Raw genomic sequence first — 19,000 nt, forward strand, 5'->3', positions numbered from 1 at the left:
GGGAATTTCAGTGGAACTTAGAAATAAAAGATGGACAGATGAAGAGTTTTTTAAAGAGAGAGAAGAAGTATTAAGCCAGTGGCCAACAGGTAAGGAAGTAGATTTACAGGAAGCTGTAGATTACTTAAAGAAGATACCAACAGAAAAGAACTTTGCTGAAAAATTAGTTAGAGCAAAAAAAGCAGGAGTAACTATGGCTCAGCCAAGAGCAGGTGTTGCATTAGTTGACGAACATATTACTTTATTAAGATACTTACAGGATGAAGGTGGCGCAGATTTCTTACCTTCAACAATTGATGCATATACAAGACAGAACAAATACGAAGAGTGTGAAATTGGTATTAAGGAAAGCTTAAAAGCTGGAAGATCATTATTAAACGGTTTCCCAGCAGTTAACCACGGTGTTAAAGGCTGTAGAAAAGTTTTAGAATCAGTAAACTTACCATTACAGGCAAGACACGGTACACCAGATTCAAGATTACTTGCTGAAATAATCCATGCTGGTGGATGGACTTCAAATGAAGGTGGATGTATTTCCTACAATGTTCCATATGCAAAATCAGTATCAATAGAAAGATCACTTAAAGATTGGCAGTATTGTGATAGACTTGTTGGTTTCTATGAAGAACAAGGTGTTCATATAAACAGAGAACCATTCGGACCATTAACTGGAACACTTGTACCACCATCAATGTCAAACGCAATAGGAATAATAGAAACTTTACTTGCAGCAGAACAGGGAGTTAAAAATATAACTGTTGGATATGGTGAGTGTGGTAACATTATCCAAGATATAGCTGCATTAAGATCATTAGAAGAACTTACAAATGAATACTTAAAAACTTATGGATACAATGATGTATTTGTAACAACAGTATTCCATCAGTGGATGGGTGGATTCCCACAGGATGAATCACAAGCATTTGGTGTTATAGTTACAGCTACAACTATAGCAGCATTAGCTGGAGCAACTAAAGTTATAGTTAAGACTCCACATGAAGCTGTTGGTATCCCAACAAAAGAAGCCAACGCTGCAGGTATCAAAGCTACAAAGATGGCATTAAATATGTTAGAAGGACAAAGAATGCCAATGTCAAAAGAATTAGAAACTGAAATAGCTATTATCAAAGCTGAAACTAAATGCATACTTGACAAAGTATTTGAATTAGGAAATGGAGATTTAGCAGTAGGTACAGTTAAAGCATTTGCAAATGGTGTTCTAGATGTACCATTTGCTCCAAGCAAATACAATGCAGGTAAAATGTTACCAGTAAGAGATAATTTAGGCTGTGTAAGATACTTAGAATTCGGTAATGTTCCATTTACTGAAAAATTAAAGAACTTTAACAGAGAAAAATTAGCTGAAAGAGCTAAATTCGAAGGAAGAGATGTAAGCTTCCAGATGGTTATCGATGATATATTTGCAGTAGGTAAGGGAAGACTTATCGGAAGACCAGAAGCTAAATAATTAAATACAACTTGGTTATTACCACATTTAATGCTGGCAGGAAACTGTCAGCGTGGATGTGGATAAAAATATATAACAAAAACTAGTTATTAAATAAAAAAAAGGACAGGTGAATAATTATGAAAATTGTTGACGTACTTTGTACACCAGGTTTGACTGGATTCTACTTTGATGACCAGAGAGCAATCAAAAAAGGAGCAGGACATGATGGATTTACATACACAGGATCCACTGTAACTGAAGGATTTTCTCAGGTTAGACAGAAGGGTGAATCAATATCTGTATTATTCGTTCTTGAAGATGGTCAGGTTGCTCACGGAGACTGTGCAGCAGTTCAGTATTCAGGAGCAGGCGGAAGAGATCCATTATTCTTAGCTAAAGACTTCATACCTGTTATAGAAAAAGAAATAGCTCCAAAATTAATTGGAAGAGAAATAACTAACTTCAAATCAATGGCAGAAGAGTTTGATAGCTTAAAAGTAAATGGCAAGAGATTACACACTGCTATTAGATATGGTATAACTCAGGCTATACTTGATGCAGTAGCTAAAACTAGAAAAGTAACTATGGCTGAAGTAATCAGAGATGAATATAATCCAGGAGCAGAAATCAAAGCAGTTCCTGTATTTGCTCAGTCAGGTGATGATAGATATGACAACGTTGATAAGATGATAATTAAAGAAGCTGATGTTTTACCACACGCTTTAATAAACAACGTTGAACAAAAATTAGGCCTTAAGGGTGAAAAACTTCTTGAGTACGTTAAATGGTTAAGAGACAGAGTAATCAAATTAAGAGTAAGAGAAGACTACTCTCCAATATTCCACATCGACGTATATGGAACAATTGGTGCTGCATTCGATGTTAATACAAAAGCTATGGCTGATTACATCGAAACTTTAGCTAAAGCTGCTAAGCCATTCCATTTAAGAATAGAAGGACCAATGGACGTTGAAGACAGACAGAAGCAGATGGAAGCTATGAGAGATTTAAGAGCTGAATTAGATAGAAGAGGAGCAGACGTAGAACTAGTTGCTGATGAATGGTGTAATACAGTTGATGATGTTAAATTCTTCACTGATAACAAAGCTGGACACATGGTTCAGATAAAGACTCCAGATCTTGGCGGAGTTAACAATATAGCAGATGCTATTATGTACTGTAAAGCAAACGGAATGGGAGCTTACTGTGGTGGTACTTGTAACGAAACTAACAGATCAGCTGAAGTTACAACTAACATAGGTATGGCTTGCGGAGCTAGACAGGTTCTTGCTAAACCAGGCATGGGTGTTGATGAAGGAATGATGATAGTTAAGAATGAAATGAACAGAGTATTAGCTCTTGTAGGAAGAAGAAAATAATTATATAAGGTTTATACAACTTAGGTTTTGAAAAGGCGGTTTACTTTTAAACTGCCTTTTCAACTATAAATAAGTATTTAATAATATTTTGAAAGGAGGCATTTATCTGGTAAGTGAATTAAGCCTACACTTACTTGGTAAATAATTCATATATGAAAGAAGTAAATGTTGCCGAGATAACAAAAGCTATAAAAGAATTGTGTATAGAAGCTAACTATAGACTTCCAGCTGATGTTAAAGCAAAGCTTGAAGAATACAATAATAAAGAAAAATGGCCAATGGCTAAAGGTATAATTGAAAAAATATTACAAAATGTTGATATATCTGATAAAGAAGATAGACCAGCTTGTCAGGATACTGGTATGGCATGTGTATTCGTTGAGATGGGTCAGGATGTGCATATTGTAGGTGGAAGCCTTGAAGATGCAATCAACGAAGGTGTAAGACAGGGATACACTGAAGGATATTTAAGAAAATCAGTTGTTAGTGATCCAATTGAAAGAATAAATACAAAGGACAATACTCCAGCTGTTATTTACTATGATATAGTACCAGGAGATAAGTTAAAGATAACTGTTGCTCCAAAGGGATTCGGTTCTGAAAACATGAGCCAGCAAAAAATGTTAAAACCTGCTGATGGACTTCAAGGTGTTAAAGACTTTATAATAAAAGTTGTAAAAGATGCAGGTCCAAACCCATGTCCTCCAATAGTTGTAGGTGTTGGTATAGGAGGAACTTTTGATAGATCAGCTAACTTAGCTAAAAAAGCTTTAATGAGGCCATTAGATGAAAGAAATTCAAATCCTTTCTATGCAAATCTTGAAAATGAATTATTAGAGATGATAAATTCATTAGGAATAGGACCTCAGGGATTTGGGGGACTTACTACAGCAATAGCTGTTAACATTGAAACTTATGCTACTCACATAGCAGGACTTCCTGTAGCAGTAAATATCAACTGCCATGTAACAAGACATAAGAGCGTAGAATTTTAGGGGGTGCTAATATGGAAAAGAGAATAACTACTCCACTAACTGCTGAAAAAGTTAAAGGCTTAAAAGCAGGGGATTCAGTATTAATATCAGGAGTTATATATACATCAAGAGATGCTGGTCATAAAAGACTAGTTGATTTATTAGATAAGGGAGAACAACTTCCAATAGATGTAAAGGATCAAATTATATATTACGTTGGACCAACACCAGCAAAGCCTGGTCAGCCAATAGGTTCAGCAGGTCCAACTACTAGTTACAGAATGGACCCATATACTCCAAGACTTCTTGACGTTGGATTAAAAGGAATGATTGGAAAAGGATTAAGATCAAAAGAAGTTATAGAAGCTATAAAGAGAAATACTGCGGTTTATTTTGCTGCAATCGGAGGAGCCGCTGCATTAATGGGAAGAGCAGTTAAAAAAGCTGAAATAGTTTGCTATGAAGACTTAGGTGCAGAAGCTCTAAGAAGATTAGAAGTAGAAGATCTACCAGTTGTTGTTGTTATAGATAGCGAAGGCAATAACTTATATGAAATGGGACAAAAAGCATATTTAGATAGCTTAAAGTAATTTGAATCCATAATTGAAACTGAAGATTTACATAGTCTTCAGTTTTCAATTGTTGATTTTAGAAAGGAAGGTTTAGAAAATGAAAATAAATAAAGTAGCTAAAGCTGGAACACTAGAATCAAATGACATTCTTATTATGGTTATGCCAAATGATAAAGCAGGCGTTGAAATAGAACTTGAAAGTATTGTTATGAAACAGTTTGGTGACCAAATCCGTAAAGTATTAACTGAAAAAGCTGCAGAATTAGGACTTGATGGAGTTAAAATTCAGGCTCAGGATAAGGGAGCCCTTGATTACACAATAAAAGCAAGATTAGAAACTGCTGTAAACAGAGCGCAGTAATAACACAATAGACAACTTGATCTAAAATGTAAAATTGAGGTGATTAATTCATGAAAACATTAAGAAGAACTATGCTATTTATGCCTGGTAATAACCCAGGAATGCTTCAAAATGCACCAATATTGGGAGCAGATGCTGTAATACTTGACTTAGAAGATGCTGTTAGTTTAACAGAGAAAGACGCTGCTAGAGCATTAGTTAGCGGCGCTATAAAAACATTAGACTATTCAAATGTTGAATTAGTAGTAAGAGTAAATCCATTAGATACACAATTTGGACACAAGGATTTAGAGACAATTGCAAGGGTTAAACCAGATACTATATTATTGCCAAAAGCAACAAGAGAACAGTTACAGGAAGCTGATACAATAATAACAAAAGTAGAAAAAGAAGAAGGATTTGAAAAGGGAAGTATCAACCTATTCGGACTTATTGAAACTGCTTATGGATTAGAAACAATTTATGAAGTAGCTACAGCAACTAAAAGATTAGTTGGATTACTTCTTGGAGCAGAAGATTTAACTTCTGACTTTGGTATAAAGAGAACAAAAGAAGGTAATGAAATTTACTATGCAAGAAACAGATTTTCAGCAGCTTGTAGAGCAGCAAGAATTGATGCAATAGATACTCCATTTACTGATACAAACGATTATGAAGGATTAAGACTTGATACAGAAAAAGCAAAATCTCTTGGATTTACAGGAAAGTCTTCTATCAATCCAAGACAGATAGATACAATTCACTCAGTTTATAATCCAACTGAAGATGAAATTAAATATTCTGTAAGGGTACTTGAAGCAAGAGATGAAGCTTTTGCTAAGGGTCTTGGAGTATTCGCATTAAACGGAAAAATGATAGATGCTCCTGTAATCAACAGAGCCATTACAACAGTAGAATTAGCTAAGAGATTAGGACTTTTAAAATAATCTCAATAAACTAAATTTGTAATATAAATGATAAAGTGAGGGATTAACATGAAAAACGTACTTGGCAGAGAGCTACCAGAATTTATAGAAGGTTATGGTAAAGTAAAGCCATTTGAAGGCGCTTTTGCAAATTGTGGAGCTGCTGAAAAGAAAGCAGTTAAAGTACAAAGTGTAGTACCAGGTGATAATAAAGTTTTAGCAAGTATTGAAGAAGCTTTAGATAAAGTAGGAATAAAAGATGGAATGACAATATCTTTCCACCACCATTTAAGGAATGGTGACTTCGTACTTAACATGGTTATGTACGCTATAGCTCAAAGAGGAATAAAAGACATAACAATAGCTGCAAGCTCAATATTCCCTATTCATGAACCACTTGTAGAATACATGAAGAGTGGAGTAGTTACAGGAATATATGCAAACTATATGTCAGGTCCAGTAGCTGAAGCCATTTCAAAAGGATACTTAAAAAAACCAGCAGTAATGATGACTCATGGTGGAAGACCAAGAGCAATTGAAAGTGGAGATTTACATATAGATGTAGCTTTTGTTGCAGCACCAACAGCTGATACATATGGTAACTTAAACGGAGTTGAAGGACCATCAGCTTGCGGTACAATGGGATATGCTATGTCAGATGCAGAATATGCTGATAAAGTTGTTGCTATAACTGACAATTTAGTACCATATCCAGCATCACCAATAGATATTAACCAGACTTATGTTGATTATGTTGTAAAGGTTGATTCTATCGGAAATCCAGCAGGTATTGTTTCAGGTACAACTAAAATAACAAAAGATCCTGTAGGATTAAAAATAGCTAAAATGGCTACTCAAGTTATAGAAGCTTCAGGGCTAGTAAAGGATGGTATATCATTCCAGACTGGGGCAGGTGGAACATCACTTGCTGTTGCAGCTGAATTAAAAGAAATAATGAAGAAAAAAGGAGTAGTTGGAAGCTTTGCAGCAGGTGGAGTAACTGGCTATATTGTAGATATGTTTGAAGAGGGATTATTCAAAGCTATATTTGATGTACAGTGCTTTGATTTAAAAGCTATAGAATCATATAAGAAAAATCCAGCACATATGGCAATGTCAGCATCTATGTATGGTAACCCACATAATAAGGGATCAGTTGTAAACAACCTTGATGTTATGATTCTTGGTGCAACAGAAATAGACACTGACTTTAACGTTAATGTTACAACTGGATCAGATGGAGTTATCATGGGTGGTTCCGGTGGACACAGTGACACTGCAGCAGGAGCAAAACTTTCTATAATAGTTACTAACCTTGTAAAAGCAAGACTTCCAATTATAAAGGATAAAGTAACTACAGTTACTACTCCAGGTGAAAGCATAGATGTTTTAGTAACTGAAAGAGGCATAGCTGTAAATCCAAGAAGAACAGATTTAATTGAAAAATTAAAGGAAACAAATCTTCCAGTAATGACTATAGAAGAATTAAAAGAAATTGCTGAAAAAATGACTGGAAAACCTGAACCAATAAAGACTACAGATGAAGTAGTTGCTGTAGTTGAATACAGAGATGGTACTGTAATCGACGTAGTTAAAAAAGCAATAGAATAATATATATAAATATGGACTGTATATAATCTACAGTCCATATTTTTATATGAAGAAATATTAAGATCTTATACACTTTGTTATTTAAATATTATGGGGTATAATAATATATAATTGTAAAAATTGTAGATAATAATAAAAAAGCGGGTGTTAAATGTATGTTTGGTTTACAGGTAAAAACAGTTAATTTAAAAAATGAAGAAGAACGATTAAGTGTACATAAATTTTTAGAAAGCTTTGGATTAAAGCTGGATGATGATGTAGATTATACTTTAGTTATAGAAATTGATGGAAATATAAAAGCAACTTGTTCTAAAGCAAAAAATATATTTAAATGTTTTGCAGTATCAGATGATTTGAGAGGAGAAAATGTTACTTCAACATTAATATCCGCATTAATAGATAAGCTTTTTGAAGAGGGAATGTACCATAGTTTTATATTTACTAAGCCAGATAAAATTAAAGTGTTTACTTCATTAAATTTTAAACCTATTTATGAAGCACATGATGCTGTTTTTTTAGAGTATGGAATTTATGACATAAACAAAGCCTTAGATAAAATGGGAAAAGATTATGAAATAAATTCAGATAATGAAAAAGGTGCCTTGGTTATGAACTGCAATCCTTTTACATATGGACATAGATATCTTATAGAAGAGGCGTCAAAGCAGTGTAAAGAGGTAATAGTCTTTATAGTTGAAGAAGATAAGTCATTATTTCCCTTTGGAGAAAGATATAAATTAGTAAAAGAGGGAACAAAGGATTTGTCTAACGTAAAAGTTGTACCTGGTGGGGAATATATAATTTCATCCGCAACTTTTCCAACCTATTTTATAAGACAGGAAGATGTAAGATTAAAAGCTTATGCTGAAATTGATGCAGGAATATTCGGAAAATACTTTGGCCCAAAGTTTAATATAACAAAGAGGTTTGTAGGGGAAGAACCTTATTGCATAGTAACTAATGCATATAATGAAACATTAAAAGAAGTATTGCCTAAGCATGGGATGGAACTAATAGAAATAAAGAGAAAAGAATATAATGGAAGCTTCATAAGTGCATCTAAAGTTAGAGAATTAATTAAAAATAACAATTTAGAAGAAGTAAAAAATGTAGTCCCAGAAGTTACATGGAAATTTTTAAATTCGCAAAAAGGAAAGGAGATAGCGGAGAAGATAAAGAAAAGTAATTCTCCCCATTAGTATGAGCAAATATACTATAGAAGATCTACTACTAGCAAAAGAAGAAAGGGTAAACTTTCAATATGAACTTATAGATAAATATAAATTGCCTATAGTTTCCATGCGAGTAAACTATCCAGGCATTAATAAAGATAATGAATTATCAAGAAAAATAGCGGAAATAATTAAAAATGAATTAATTAGTAAATTTAAAGAGAATATTGTATATAAAGATTATAAAAATACTGCTGAAGGACCTGTATTTACCCTAGTTTTAAAAAATATTGCCGAGGAAATAAAAAGAAAAACAGTAGATGTAGAAGAACATCACTTATTAGGCAGATGCGTTGATATAGATGTATATGATGCACAGGGAAATGGATTAAGCAGGACTTCTTTAGGACTTCCTAGTAGAAAATGTTTTTTATGTGAAGATAAAGCACAAAATTGTGGAAGATCTAGAAAACATAATATAGAAGATGTAGTAGGATTTATAGAAAATAAATATAATGAATACATGCTACAGCATAATATATAGTTTGGAGAGATTGTATGATAAATAATTACAATATAAATGATATATCTTTTGACATAAGTAGTTTTGCTCTTCAAGGTATGCTTTATGAAGTAGCATGTTTTCCATCTCCAGGGCTAGTATCTTCTATCTCACAAGGTGCTCATAAGGACATGGACCATTATACATTTATAGATAGTAGTTGTAGTTTGATTAAATATTTAATGCTATGTTCTGAAAGCGGATTTTCTAATAACTCTCCTAAGGAAATACTAAAGGAATGTCGATCCTTAGGTATAGATGCAGAAAAAAGAATGTTTAGTAAAACTAAAGGAGTAAATACCCATAAGGGTATGTTATTTTTAATGGGCATTTCTTGCATTGCAGTAGGAAAAACTATACATGATAATAAAGGCTTTAAAGATATACAGGGTATAATAAAAGAGATGTGCTATGATATAGTAGAAAAAGAGCTTTATTACTTAAAAAAGTACATAAAAGATTACAATTCTATAGAAGAAATGTGTAAAGAAATGAAATTATCCTACGGGGAAAAATTATTTTTGATTTATAACACTGAAGGAATAAGGGGAGAGGTGGCAAAAGGTCTCCCTACAATATTTCAGTTTGCCTTAGATTTTTATAAAGAGAATGAAGATTTAAGTAAAAATGATAGGCTGATACAAACTTTAATAGGAATTATGCAATACTCGGAGGATTCAAATATACTTCATAGACATTCTATAGAAACCTTAAAAGAAATGCAGAAAAAGGCAAAATATATTTTAAGTATAGGTGGAATGAGAACCAAAGAAGGTAAAGATGCTATAGAAGAGCTAGATAGAGATTTTAGTAAAAGAGGAATAAGTCCCGGAGGAAGTGCAGATTTGCTGGCAGTTACAGTATTTTTTAATTTGGTAGAGAAATATATGAATAAAAAGGAATACCAATAAATAGTAAGAGAGTATATAGTAAGGGGATACCATCTATATACTCTCTATTAAATTTAAACAGTATATTATTCAATATTATATAGTATAATAATTTTAAGTTAAGGCATTGTTTAACAATCAAGGAGGATAAAAAATGTCTAATAATTTATCATTGAAAAGGAAATTAATTATTTTCTCCATATTAAGTATAGTTAGTATATATTTTATATATAATGGAGAAGTAAAAAATAAGGGTATAGCAGAAGTGCCTAAAGAAACAAAGAAAATAAATACAGAGTCAAAACAACATGGCTCTATAAAAAATGTTGAAGATAAAAAGATTACAGATGAGGAAAAGAAAAATAAAAAGTTAGAAGAAAAATATAACGCAGGGTATAAGGCCTTTTTTGATAAAAAATATGAAGAAGCTATAAAAATTGAAGATGAAGTTATAAATGAAGATAACAAATTTTATAAAGCGTACAATGTTAAAGGTATAGCTTTATGTTTTAATGGAGATTTTAATGAAGGTATGAAAAATATAGATAAAGCCTTAGAAATTAAGCCAGACTATGGATATGGCAGATTTAATAAAGCATTAGCTTATGAATTAAATGGTAAATATGAAGAGGCATTACAGTGGTATGATAAGGATTTACAAGTAGAAAATTATATATGGAGTTACTATGGTAAAGCCAGTATTTATGGAAGAAGAGGAGACGTGGAAAATGCAGTAAAGAATTTAAAAATAGCTATTTCTATGGATAAAAGCATAAAAGAGGAAGCAAAAGCAGAAAGTGATTTTGACCCTATAAGAAAAAGTAAAGAATTTATTGACTTAGTTGAATAATTTAAGCAAAAATATATTTGCTCTTATTTTTGCTAAAAAGTAAATAGTAAATTTCTTATGCAAGAGTTATAATTTATGATATAGGTATAAAAATGTAAAGGGAGAAATTTATGGACAAGTCTTCAAAATTATATAATAAGGCATTAAAAAAATATAATAATGGATTTATTGATAAGGCATTTGAGCTATGTGAAAAAAGTATATCATTAAATATAAATAATTCTGCTGCAATAAACCTTAAAGGTTTATTGTATTACATAAAGGGGGATATAAATAGTTGCAGAGGATTGTGGAAAATGAATTTCCAATTAAATAAAGATAGAGTATCTGAAAAATATATACAGGATAGTAGTAATGATGAAAAACTATTGGAATTATATAATACAGCTTTAATATTGATAAAGGAATTAAAAATCAATGAAGCTTTGATTTTACTTAAACAGTGTGAAAAAAGTCATTTTAATTACATAAATGTAAATAACTATTTAGCTTTATGTTATATAAAAAAAGGCAACTATGAGAAGGCTATTGAATATGTAAATAATGTATTGAAAGTAGATAATAAAAATAAAGATGCTTTGGAAAACAAAAAAAGTTTACAGGAATATAGTGATATAAAAAGAGTTACAAATTACAAAAGTATTATAGCAATACTTATAGGTATTACCATAATATTCTCCATAGTTATATTTATAATATTAAACAGAAATAACACAACTACAGTTCAAGATACACAGCATCCTCAATATAATGCAGATGAGAACAAAAAGGAAGTTTTCCCTTATGGTGAAATAAAAAAACATATAGATGAAAAAGATTTTAATAAAATATTGGAAGATTTAATAAAATGGAATAATAAAGACATAGGCATAAATGAAAAATCATTATTGGCACAAGGAAAGGATCTAATAGAATCAGAAGGAGCAGAGTATTTTTATAATAATGGGTATGATTTATTAACAAAAGGAGACTATAGTACAGCTAAAATATATTTGGAAAGGGCTTATAAATATGGAAGCAGCGGATGGTATTATCCTCACGCTATTTATTTATTAGGAACTACCTATGAAAAATTAGGGGATATAGAAAAAGCTATAATGTATTATACTATTTATGATAATAAATTTGAAAGTGGAGATTATGAAGAAACTGTCCTGTATAAATTATCTCTTTTGTATAAAAATATAGATATAAGTAAAGCAGAAGTTTATGCCAAGAAATTGGTAAACAAGTTTCCACAATCAATATATAACAATTCTAAAATAAAAAGTATAATAGGTAACTAATAATTATTATTAAAAGCTATTGACTAAATTCATTTTATGTTATACAATCATATTATCAAGAATACCCAGGTAGGGTATAAAATTTGGAGGGATATTATTATGATAAAAGAAATAAATGATAAAGATTTCAAACAAGAGGTAGTAAATTCTGAAAGCACAACAGTTGTTGATTTCTGGGCTTCCTGGTGTGGTCCTTGTAAAATGCTTTCACCAGTTATAGACGAGTTAGCACAGGAACTTAATGGAGAGGCAAAATTTGTAAAGGTAAATGTAGATGAAAACCCAGTTGCTTCAAGTGAATATAGAGTAGCTAGCATACCTACAGTAATGGTGTTTAAGGGAGGAAAAGTTGTAGAAACTTTAGTAGGATTTAGACCAAAACAGGCTATAAAAACAGCTATTGAAAGACATATTTAGTAAAAAACAGCAATAATAAGTTAACACCTTATAGTGTTAACTTATTATTTTACATATATTTGATCTAAAAAGGAGTGTAAATATGAGCAAGAGATATGATATAGCTATAATAGGCAGTGGACCTGCAGGATTATCTGCGGCCATAAATGCAAAAATAAGAAATAAAGATGCAATAATTTTCGGAAATAAGGAATTAAGTTATAAGCTAAGCAAAGCACCTAAGATTAACAATTATTTAGGCTTTTTTGATATTACAGGTAGTCAATTAAAAAAAGCTTTTAAAAATCATATAGAAGCTATGGATATTAATATTACGGAAGAAAAGGTAAATGCAGTTTATGCTATGGGGGATTATTTTGCCATAATGGTAAATGAAAAGTCATATGAGTCAAAAGCCATAGTTATAGCTACCGGAATGGAGCATAGTAAACCAATTAGAGGGGAGGAAGAATTTCTAGGAAGGGGAGTAGGATATTGCGCAACCTGCGATGCCCCATTGTATAAAGGAAAGGTTGTTACAGTAATTGGATATAATAAAGAGGCAGAAGAGGATGCTAATTTTGTAAGTGAGTTAGCGTCAAAAGTGTATTATATACCTATGTATAGAGATAAATATGGATTAAATAAATCTATTGAGGTAGTTGAAGATAAGCCTATGGAAATACTAGGCGAAAATTTAGTCAATAAACTGGTATTGAAAAATAAGGAAATAAATACAGATGGGGTATTTGTATTAAAGGATAGTGTTTCACCAGAACAACTTGTGCCAGGATTAGAAATGGAAGAAGGACATATTAAAGTTGATAAAAATATGAAAACCAGTATTGAGGGATGTTTTGCAGCTGGTGATTGTACAGGAAAGCCATATCAATATATAAAATCTGCAGGAGAAGGGCAAGTAGCTGCATTAAACGCTGTATCTTATTTGAATTCTAAAAAATAAGCAATATTAAAGGGCCTCCTAAAAAATAGGAGACCTTATGTTTTATGTTAAACTTTGAATATTACTTTGCTATAAAAAATACATGATTTCCTATGGCCTTTAAATTTTCTTTTTCTATATTTTTCATCCAAACTGAGGTAGCTATTTTAGGATTATAGAAAAATAAAGCTTCTCCAGTAGGGTCTTTTCCATTTAAAGCTTCCATCACTGCTTTATAACAACTTTCATCTGGCGTTACTGTTATCTCACCATTTCGTACACAAGAAAAAGCACTGGGTTGTTTGATAACTCCTTCTATAGATTTTGGGAATGAAGGATCTTTTACCCTATTAAGTATTACAGAAGCCACTGCTACTTTTCCTTCATAAGGTTCCCCTTTGCTTTCTGCATATACTACCTTAGCCATTAAATTTACATCTTTATCGGATATATATATGTTTTTACCCAAATGGCTTAGCACCTGTACTGTATTAGTTTGCTGCTTGAATAAATCGGAATCCGTATCACATTCTATGCCTGCTTTAGCAGTAGCATGCGGAAATAATAACATAGTGGTTAATAGTACAATTAATACATTTTTTTTCATTTAAATATCCTCTCCTTTTACCTACGGGGTTAGCTGACGGGTTCGGCAAAGGTAAGCCTACGTGAAGACGATTCACCCCAAAATATTGGTTCCCCCGTGTTTTTTTATAAAACTTAGGCTAATGCTATTATTCCCTAAACTTAATAAATAATACATTATTATTTATTAGATTCTTTAAAATAAGAATAGGTTTGTATAAATTCACTATAAGTAGTGTTCATTATTTTATAATTTAAACCTGCTTCTATATATAAAGAATCTAATTTTTTCTTTGAGGTATTATTAAACACCTCTGTAGATTCTGTACTCAATGCATACCTATAATTTTGTAAATAAGAATAATAATTATCAAAAGTTTTCAATAGTAAATTATAAGAGGAAATTCCCTTTGAAGGTACAGTTATTTTTGAAAATTGGTTTTTTATTTCTACAAACTCTGTTTTAATCTTATCTATCTCACTTAAAGCATTTTCATAGGTCATAGATTTATTATCAATCTTATCTTTAAAATAAGAAAAATCCATTTTTATTTCTATAAAAGAACTTAATATCTCATCCATTTCATTTACAAAATCCGTATACTGGCTTTTGCGAATTTCCCTATCTTTTTTTAAATTAACTAATTCATCTACGTAGTAAGTACAATTATTTATATATTTTAAAGTGTTTTCACTTAATGTAATCTCTGCAGTTTTTATATGAAAGAGAGAATAGTTCTGCATACACGCATTTTTATATTTTTTTAAAGCTTCTAAGGATTTATCGATGTCATTACTTTCAGGATTATTAAGAATAGATACTATTTGCTCGTATATATGTATATTATTAGTTAATCCATTCACTAAATATTCATGAGATTTTGCATGTTTTTCTGTTGGGTTTAGTGTAGTAATCGTATTTTTAATGTTTAATAAAGAAGAAGTTTTTTCAGGCAATTCTTTTCTGGACTTTTCAGCATCTATAGATTGTCCCTTAATACAAGAAACCACACTATTATTTATTTCATTTATATTTTTTATATTTGCTCGTATATTTTTCTCATAGCCTTTATCTGTAGTATTAATAAATGAATAATAGCTAAACACAAATATGAATATAATAATTAGAATGGAAAATAAAGCAATTGAAGTTATTAATATGGTTTTTTTATTTTTCATATGCAAACTCACCTCTTTAGCTATAATATTCTTTTCATATAATTAAAATTCCTTTAAAGAATTATTTATTAATATTTTATAAAATTATTTTATAATATTATATAAACATCTAAAGATAGTGTATAATTATTAATGTATAGTGTACATAATCCATTAGAGGGGGTGAGCCTATGGAAATTATCGATGTTATCGATGTTATTGTAAACTCAGTTAAAAATATTAAATTATCATCTATACTGGACATATTGGTAGTATCTTATATTTTTTATAAGAGTTATATTCTTATAAAAGAAACAAGAGCGGAACAGTTACTAAAAGGAATCATATTTATAATTATACTTATTCCCATAAGCAAGCTATTAAATTTAGAAATGCTCTACTGGATTTTAAGTAATACAATTACTATAGGAGTTCTTTCATTAATAATTATATTTCAGCCAGAAATTCGTAGGGCACTAGAACATATAGGTAGAAGTGCCTTTAATGATAAACATATACTAGAAGATGAAGAAACTATGGAAAAGGTTATAACAGAAATTGTAAATGCAGTGTATAACTTATCAAAGTCAAAAACCGGTGCACTTATAGTTATAGAAAGATTGACAGGTCTTGGAGAAACTATAAATACTGGTGTAAAATTAGATGCTTTGGTTTCTTCGGCATTACTTGAGAATATCTTTGTAGTAAACACACCTCTTCATGATGGAGCTACTATAATAAGAAATGACAGAATAGTATCTGCAGGATGTTTTCTCCCTTTAACAAGCAATAATAATTTAAATAAAACACTTGGTACGCGGCATAGAGCTGCTATAGGGTTATCTGAGAACTCAGATGGAATTATAATTGTTGTATCGGAAGAAACAGGAGTTGTTTCTTTAGCTGTCAATGGTAATCTTACTAGGAATTATGATAAAGATAAATTAAAGGATATTCTAATAAGAATAATAAGAAAAAGTAAGAGTAAGAAATCGAATTTCAGGGAGCGGGTGGTAACGTGGATGAAAAAAACCAAAAACAACAAATAATCATTAAGATATGTTGCGTTATTGCTGCTTTTGGATTATGGTTGTATATAACCAGTGTATTAAATCCTGTAAAAAATTACAAGAAAAATATACCTGTTACCATAATTAATGAAGACGCATTAGAACAATCTAGATTAGCGTTAGTTCCTGGTCAAAAGCCATATGTTACACTTACCTTAAAGGGTACAATAAATGACATATATTCCGTTAATGAGGATCAATTTAAAGTAGTAGTTGATCTTGGGGCTTATGTGACTAAAAAAGGGGAAAATAATATACCCGTTCAAATACAACAAAGTCCAGATAATATAAAGATATTAAATAGTGATAATTTGTGGGTAAAAATAACACTAGATGACTTAGTTGAAAAAACTGTACCTTTAAAGGTAGTTACTTCGGGTAAGGCTAAAGATGGTTATTATCCTGGGGAACCTAGTACCAATATCACTGATGTATCTGTGAAGGGACCTGAAAGATTTGTAAAATTAATAGATAGAGGGGAAATAAGGTGTGATATAGATGGTATGTATAGAGATCTAAATACAATATTACCTATACAAGCTGTTGATATTAATGGAAATGCTATAGGAGAAGTTAAGATTCAGCCTAAATCTGCAGAATTAAAGATCCCTATTAAAAAAGCCAAGTCTGTTGGTATAAATATAAAAACAACGGGAAAGTTAAATAATAATAGTGTATTGGATAAAATTACTGTAACGCCGGAAAAGGTAGATATAGTAGGGGAAGAAAACATAATAAATAATATACCTAGTCTAGACACTGAACCTATAGATTTAGGAAATTTATCTGGAGATGAGGTTGCAGCAAAATTAATATTGCCTAAAGGAGTTACTTTAGTTAACAATAATGGATTTGTAAAGGTAAAAATATACTCAAACTCCATGATAAATAAGAATATTTCTTTAGATATAAAAACTATAAATGAAGATAATAATTATAATACAACTTTAGATGCAGACAAAGCTGTTCTAAGTGTATCTGGATTAGAAACAGCCATAAATAATTTAAAACCAGAAGATATACAATGCTATGTAGATTTAAATTCCATGAAAGAGGGTGAGCATAAGCTCCCCGTTAAAGTAAATTTGCCAGAAGGAATAAAACTAGTATCAATATCTCCTGAAAATATTACTGTAAATATAAAAAAGAAAGTAACATCGGAGGGCGTAAATGTCAATCAGAATCAATAATATAATATTGGATATAGAAGAAGATATATCAGTATTAAAAGAAAAGGCTGGGAAAAGGTTGAAATTACCGGTTAATTCAATAAAAGATTTTAAAGTTTTAAGGGAGTCTATAGATGCAAGAAAAAAGAACTCTATAAAATTCAATTATACTGTAGAGGTAAGCTGCGATAATGAATCCAAAGTAGTATCAAAAATTAGGGATAAGGATGTAAAAATAGAAGAAGTAAAGTATAACGAAGAATTTAAATTTGGAGACAAATTGTTAAATCATAGACCTGTAATTATTGGAATGGGGCCAGCAGGCATGTTTGCTGGCCTTTTAATGGCGCAAAAGGGATACAATCCAATAATAATAGAACGTGGAGAAAGTGTAGAGTATAGAACCAAGACTATAGACACATTTTGGAATGGAGGAGATTTTAATAAAGAATCCAATATTCAATTTGGGGAAGGTGGAGCAGGTACCTTTTCTGATGGAAAGTTAACAACTAGAATAAAGGATTTCAGATGTGATTTTGTATTAGAGCAATTTGTAAAGAATGGAGCTCCGAAGGAAATTTTATATATGGGAAAACCTCATATAGGAACAGATATATTAAAGGAAGTAGTAAAGAATATAAGAAATAAAATTATAGAATTAGGTGGAGAAATTCATTTCAATAGTAAGTTAGAGGACATTATAATAAAGGACAATAAAATAAAAGCGGCTATTGTAAATGGAAAAGAAATACCCTGTCAGGCATTAGTTTTAGCTGTTGGTCATAGTGCCAGAGACACATATGAGATGATATTTAATAGAAACATATTTATAGAACCTAAACCTTTTGCAATAGGAGTTAGAATTGAGCACCTACAAAGCATGATAGATGAAAATCAGTATGGAAAATATGCTGGTCATCCAAGGCTTAGAGCAGCAGATTATAGATTGGCTTATAATACAAAAGGGAATAGAGGAGTATATAGTTTCTGCATGTGCCCGGGAGGTAATGTAGTAGCTGCGGCTTCTGAGGAAAAGAGGGTTGTAGTCAATGGCATGAGTTATTATAAAAGAGATGGTAAAAATGCTAATTCAGCCATAGTTGTATCTGTAACACCTGAAGATTTTCAGGGCAGTTCACCTTTGGCTGGAATGGAATTTCAAAGGCATTATGAAAGTTTGGCTTATAATGTAGGGGGGAAAGAATACTTTGCTCCAGTACAATTATTAGGTGATTTTATGGAAGACAGGGTAAGCAAAAAAATAGGTAATATAGAACCAACTTATAAACCAGGATATGTTTTAAGTGATTTAGGACAATGTTTGCCAAGTTATGTAGTGGAATCTCTTAAAGAAGGTTTATTGAATTTTGATAAAAAAATAAAAGGATTTGCAGATAAAAATGCTGTGCTTACTGGAATAGAAACTAGAACATCAGCTCCAATTAGGATGCTTAGAAATGAGAACCTACAAAGTATATCTGTAGAAGGCATATACCCAGCTGGAGAAGGAGCAGGATATGCTGGAGGTATAATGTCCGCAGCGGTAGATGGATTAAAAGTGGCTGAATCCATAATGAAACAATGGGCGCCAATATAACAGTTGAGATTTAATTTTCTGAAAACTTGTCATTTATAAGGAATATTTGTTAGAATATAATATAATGTAT

Annotated in this window: 19 protein-coding genes and 1 riboswitch; of the genes, 17 read left to right on the plus strand and 2 right to left on the minus strand. The window is 31.2% G+C overall.

Annotation, left to right across the window (positions count from 1 at the left end; translation table 11 throughout):
• The first annotated feature begins 10 nt into the window (after positions 1–10).
• The 14 genes from CLLI_RS00525 (at position 11) to CLLI_RS00590 (ending at position 13,372) form a co-directional block, all read left to right on the plus strand.
• Positions 11–1,468, plus strand: coding sequence for a methylaspartate mutase subunit E (locus CLLI_RS00525; RefSeq protein ID WP_106062332.1), 1,458 nt, complete (start codon positions 11–13; stop codon positions 1,466–1,468).
• A 119-nt stretch (positions 1,469–1,587) separates the two neighbouring features.
• A complete protein-coding gene (locus CLLI_RS00530) occupies positions 1,588–2,829 on the plus strand; it encodes a methylaspartate ammonia-lyase (protein WP_106062333.1) in 1,242 nt (413 codons plus the stop codon).
• 152 nt (positions 2,830–2,981) lie between these two features.
• Positions 2,982–3,824 (plus strand): fumarate hydratase, encoded by an 843-nt coding sequence (locus tag CLLI_RS00535; protein WP_106062334.1) that lies wholly within the window; start codon positions 2,982–2,984, stop codon positions 3,822–3,824.
• Positions 3,825–3,835: 11 nt separating this feature from the next.
• Positions 3,836–4,393 carry a Fe-S-containing hydro-lyase gene (locus tag CLLI_RS00540; RefSeq protein WP_106062335.1) on the plus strand — a complete coding sequence of 186 codons (558 nt, stop codon included), beginning with the start codon at positions 3,836–3,838 and terminating at the stop codon, positions 4,391–4,393.
• A 79-nt stretch (positions 4,394–4,472) separates the two neighbouring features.
• Positions 4,473–4,736: a citrate lyase acyl carrier protein gene (gene citD, locus CLLI_RS00545; RefSeq protein WP_027625121.1), complete on the plus strand. Its 264-nt coding sequence runs from the start codon at positions 4,473–4,475 to the stop codon at positions 4,734–4,736.
• A gap of 50 nt (positions 4,737–4,786) precedes the next feature.
• Complete coding sequence (locus CLLI_RS00550) at positions 4,787–5,662, plus strand: HpcH/HpaI aldolase/citrate lyase family protein (protein ID WP_106062336.1); 876 nt, start codon at positions 4,787–4,789, stop codon at positions 5,660–5,662.
• A 48-nt stretch (positions 5,663–5,710) separates the two neighbouring features.
• Positions 5,711–7,252, plus strand: a complete 1,542-nt coding sequence (citF, locus tag CLLI_RS00555; RefSeq protein WP_106062337.1) for a citrate lyase subunit alpha — start codon at positions 5,711–5,713, stop codon at positions 7,250–7,252.
• Positions 7,253–7,407: 155 nt separating this feature from the next.
• A complete protein-coding gene (citC, locus tag CLLI_RS00560) occupies positions 7,408–8,451 on the plus strand; it encodes a [citrate (pro-3S)-lyase] ligase (protein ID WP_106062338.1) in 1,044 nt (347 codons plus the stop codon).
• Between the two features lies 1 nt (position 8,452).
• Positions 8,453–8,968: a citrate lyase holo-[acyl-carrier protein] synthase gene (gene citX, locus CLLI_RS00565; protein WP_106062339.1), complete on the plus strand. Its 516-nt coding sequence runs from the start codon at positions 8,453–8,455 to the stop codon at positions 8,966–8,968.
• A 14-nt stretch (positions 8,969–8,982) separates the two neighbouring features.
• Positions 8,983–9,897: a triphosphoribosyl-dephospho-CoA synthase CitG gene (gene citG, locus CLLI_RS00570; RefSeq protein ID WP_106062340.1), complete on the plus strand. Its 915-nt coding sequence runs from the start codon at positions 8,983–8,985 to the stop codon at positions 9,895–9,897.
• Positions 9,898–10,030: 133 nt separating this feature from the next.
• Positions 10,031–10,726 carry a tetratricopeptide repeat protein gene (locus CLLI_RS00575; RefSeq protein WP_106062341.1) on the plus strand — a complete coding sequence of 232 codons (696 nt, stop codon included), beginning with the start codon at positions 10,031–10,033 and terminating at the stop codon, positions 10,724–10,726.
• A 110-nt stretch (positions 10,727–10,836) separates the two neighbouring features.
• Positions 10,837–12,012: a tetratricopeptide repeat protein gene (locus CLLI_RS00580; protein ID WP_106062342.1), complete on the plus strand. Its 1,176-nt coding sequence runs from the start codon at positions 10,837–10,839 to the stop codon at positions 12,010–12,012.
• Positions 12,013–12,111: 99 nt separating this feature from the next.
• Entirely contained in the window at positions 12,112–12,429 is a 318-nt protein-coding gene (gene trxA / locus CLLI_RS00585; protein ID WP_106062343.1) for a thioredoxin, read from the plus strand.
• An 82-nt stretch (positions 12,430–12,511) separates the two neighbouring features.
• Entirely contained in the window at positions 12,512–13,372 is an 861-nt protein-coding gene (locus tag CLLI_RS00590; RefSeq protein WP_106062344.1) for an NAD(P)/FAD-dependent oxidoreductase, read from the plus strand.
• 61 nt (positions 13,373–13,433) lie between these two features.
• Here CLLI_RS00590 and CLLI_RS00595 read toward each other — a convergent pair whose 3' ends face one another.
• Positions 13,434–13,958, minus strand: coding sequence for a cell wall hydrolase (locus CLLI_RS00595; RefSeq protein ID WP_106062345.1), 525 nt, complete (start codon positions 13,956–13,958; stop codon positions 13,434–13,436).
• Between the two features lie 4 nt (positions 13,959–13,962).
• A riboswitch (cyclic di-AMP (ydaO/yuaA leader) is annotated at positions 13,963–14,088 on the minus strand.
• Positions 14,089–14,116: 28 nt separating this feature from the next.
• Positions 14,117–15,115, minus strand: a complete 999-nt coding sequence (locus tag CLLI_RS00600) for a hypothetical protein (RefSeq protein ID WP_106062346.1) — start codon at positions 15,113–15,115, stop codon at positions 14,117–14,119.
• Positions 15,116–15,285: 170 nt separating this feature from the next.
• Here CLLI_RS00600 and cdaA point away from each other — a divergent pair, with 170 nt between their 5' ends.
• From cdaA to CLLI_RS00615, 3 genes are read left to right on the plus strand one after another with little or no spacing between them, the layout of a single operon-like run.
• On the plus strand, positions 15,286–16,143 hold the full coding sequence (gene cdaA / locus CLLI_RS00605) for a diadenylate cyclase CdaA (RefSeq protein ID WP_423236788.1): 858 nt from the start codon (positions 15,286–15,288) through the stop codon (positions 16,141–16,143).
• Positions 16,113–17,354: a CdaR family protein gene (locus tag CLLI_RS00610; protein WP_106062347.1), complete on the plus strand. Its 1,242-nt coding sequence runs from the start codon at positions 16,113–16,115 to the stop codon at positions 17,352–17,354. Before cdaA ends, CLLI_RS00610 begins: the two co-directional genes overlap by 31 nt.
• The gene (locus tag CLLI_RS00615) at positions 17,335–18,930 is read left to right on the plus strand and encodes an NAD(P)/FAD-dependent oxidoreductase (protein ID WP_106062348.1); all 1,596 of its coding nucleotides are present in this window, start codon (positions 17,335–17,337) and stop codon (positions 18,928–18,930) included. The genes CLLI_RS00610 and CLLI_RS00615 overlap by 20 nt, the downstream gene beginning before the upstream one ends.
• Positions 18,931–19,000 lie beyond the last annotated feature (70 nt).

Source organism: Clostridium liquoris (genome assembly GCF_002995785.1).
GTDB lineage: Bacteria > Bacillota > Clostridia > Clostridiales > Clostridiaceae > Clostridium_AO > Clostridium_AO liquoris.

What these genes read in the sequence shown, in the direction of transcription:
- CLLI_RS00530 (WP_106062333.1), top strand. Translation starts at nt 1,588, where the DNA reads ATGAAAATTGTTGACGTACTTTGTACACCAGGTTTGACTGGATTCTAC.
- CLLI_RS00535 (WP_106062334.1), top strand. Translation starts at nt 2,982, where the DNA reads ATGAAAGAAGTAAATGTTGCCGAGATAACAAAAGCTATAAAAGAATTG.
- CLLI_RS00540 (WP_106062335.1), top strand. Translation starts at nt 3,836, where the DNA reads ATGGAAAAGAGAATAACTACTCCACTAACTGCTGAAAAAGTTAAAGGC.
- citD (WP_027625121.1), top strand. Translation starts at nt 4,473, where the DNA reads ATGAAAATAAATAAAGTAGCTAAAGCTGGAACACTAGAATCAAATGAC.
- CLLI_RS00550 (WP_106062336.1), top strand. Translation starts at nt 4,787, where the DNA reads ATGAAAACATTAAGAAGAACTATGCTATTTATGCCTGGTAATAACCCA.
- citF (WP_106062337.1), top strand. Translation starts at nt 5,711, where the DNA reads ATGAAAAACGTACTTGGCAGAGAGCTACCAGAATTTATAGAAGGTTAT.
- citC (WP_106062338.1), top strand. Translation starts at nt 7,408, where the DNA reads ATGTTTGGTTTACAGGTAAAAACAGTTAATTTAAAAAATGAAGAAGAA.
- citX (WP_106062339.1), top strand. Translation starts at nt 8,453, where the DNA reads ATGAGCAAATATACTATAGAAGATCTACTACTAGCAAAAGAAGAAAGG.
- citG (WP_106062340.1), top strand. Translation starts at nt 8,983, where the DNA reads ATGATAAATAATTACAATATAAATGATATATCTTTTGACATAAGTAGT.
- CLLI_RS00575 (WP_106062341.1), top strand. Translation starts at nt 10,031, where the DNA reads ATGTCTAATAATTTATCATTGAAAAGGAAATTAATTATTTTCTCCATA.
- CLLI_RS00580 (WP_106062342.1), top strand. Translation starts at nt 10,837, where the DNA reads ATGGACAAGTCTTCAAAATTATATAATAAGGCATTAAAAAAATATAAT.
- trxA (WP_106062343.1), top strand. Translation starts at nt 12,112, where the DNA reads ATGATAAAAGAAATAAATGATAAAGATTTCAAACAAGAGGTAGTAAAT.
- CLLI_RS00590 (WP_106062344.1), top strand. Translation starts at nt 12,512, where the DNA reads ATGAGCAAGAGATATGATATAGCTATAATAGGCAGTGGACCTGCAGGA.
- CLLI_RS00595 (WP_106062345.1), bottom strand. Translation starts at nt 13,958, where the DNA reads ATGAAAAAAAATGTATTAATTGTACTATTAACCACTATGTTATTATTT.
- CLLI_RS00600 (WP_106062346.1), bottom strand. Translation starts at nt 15,115, where the DNA reads ATGAAAAATAAAAAAACCATATTAATAACTTCAATTGCTTTATTTTCC.
- cdaA (WP_423236788.1), top strand. Translation starts at nt 15,286, where the DNA reads ATGGAAATTATCGATGTTATCGATGTTATTGTAAACTCAGTTAAAAAT.
- CLLI_RS00615 (WP_106062348.1), top strand. Translation starts at nt 17,335, where the DNA reads ATGTCAATCAGAATCAATAATATAATATTGGATATAGAAGAAGATATA.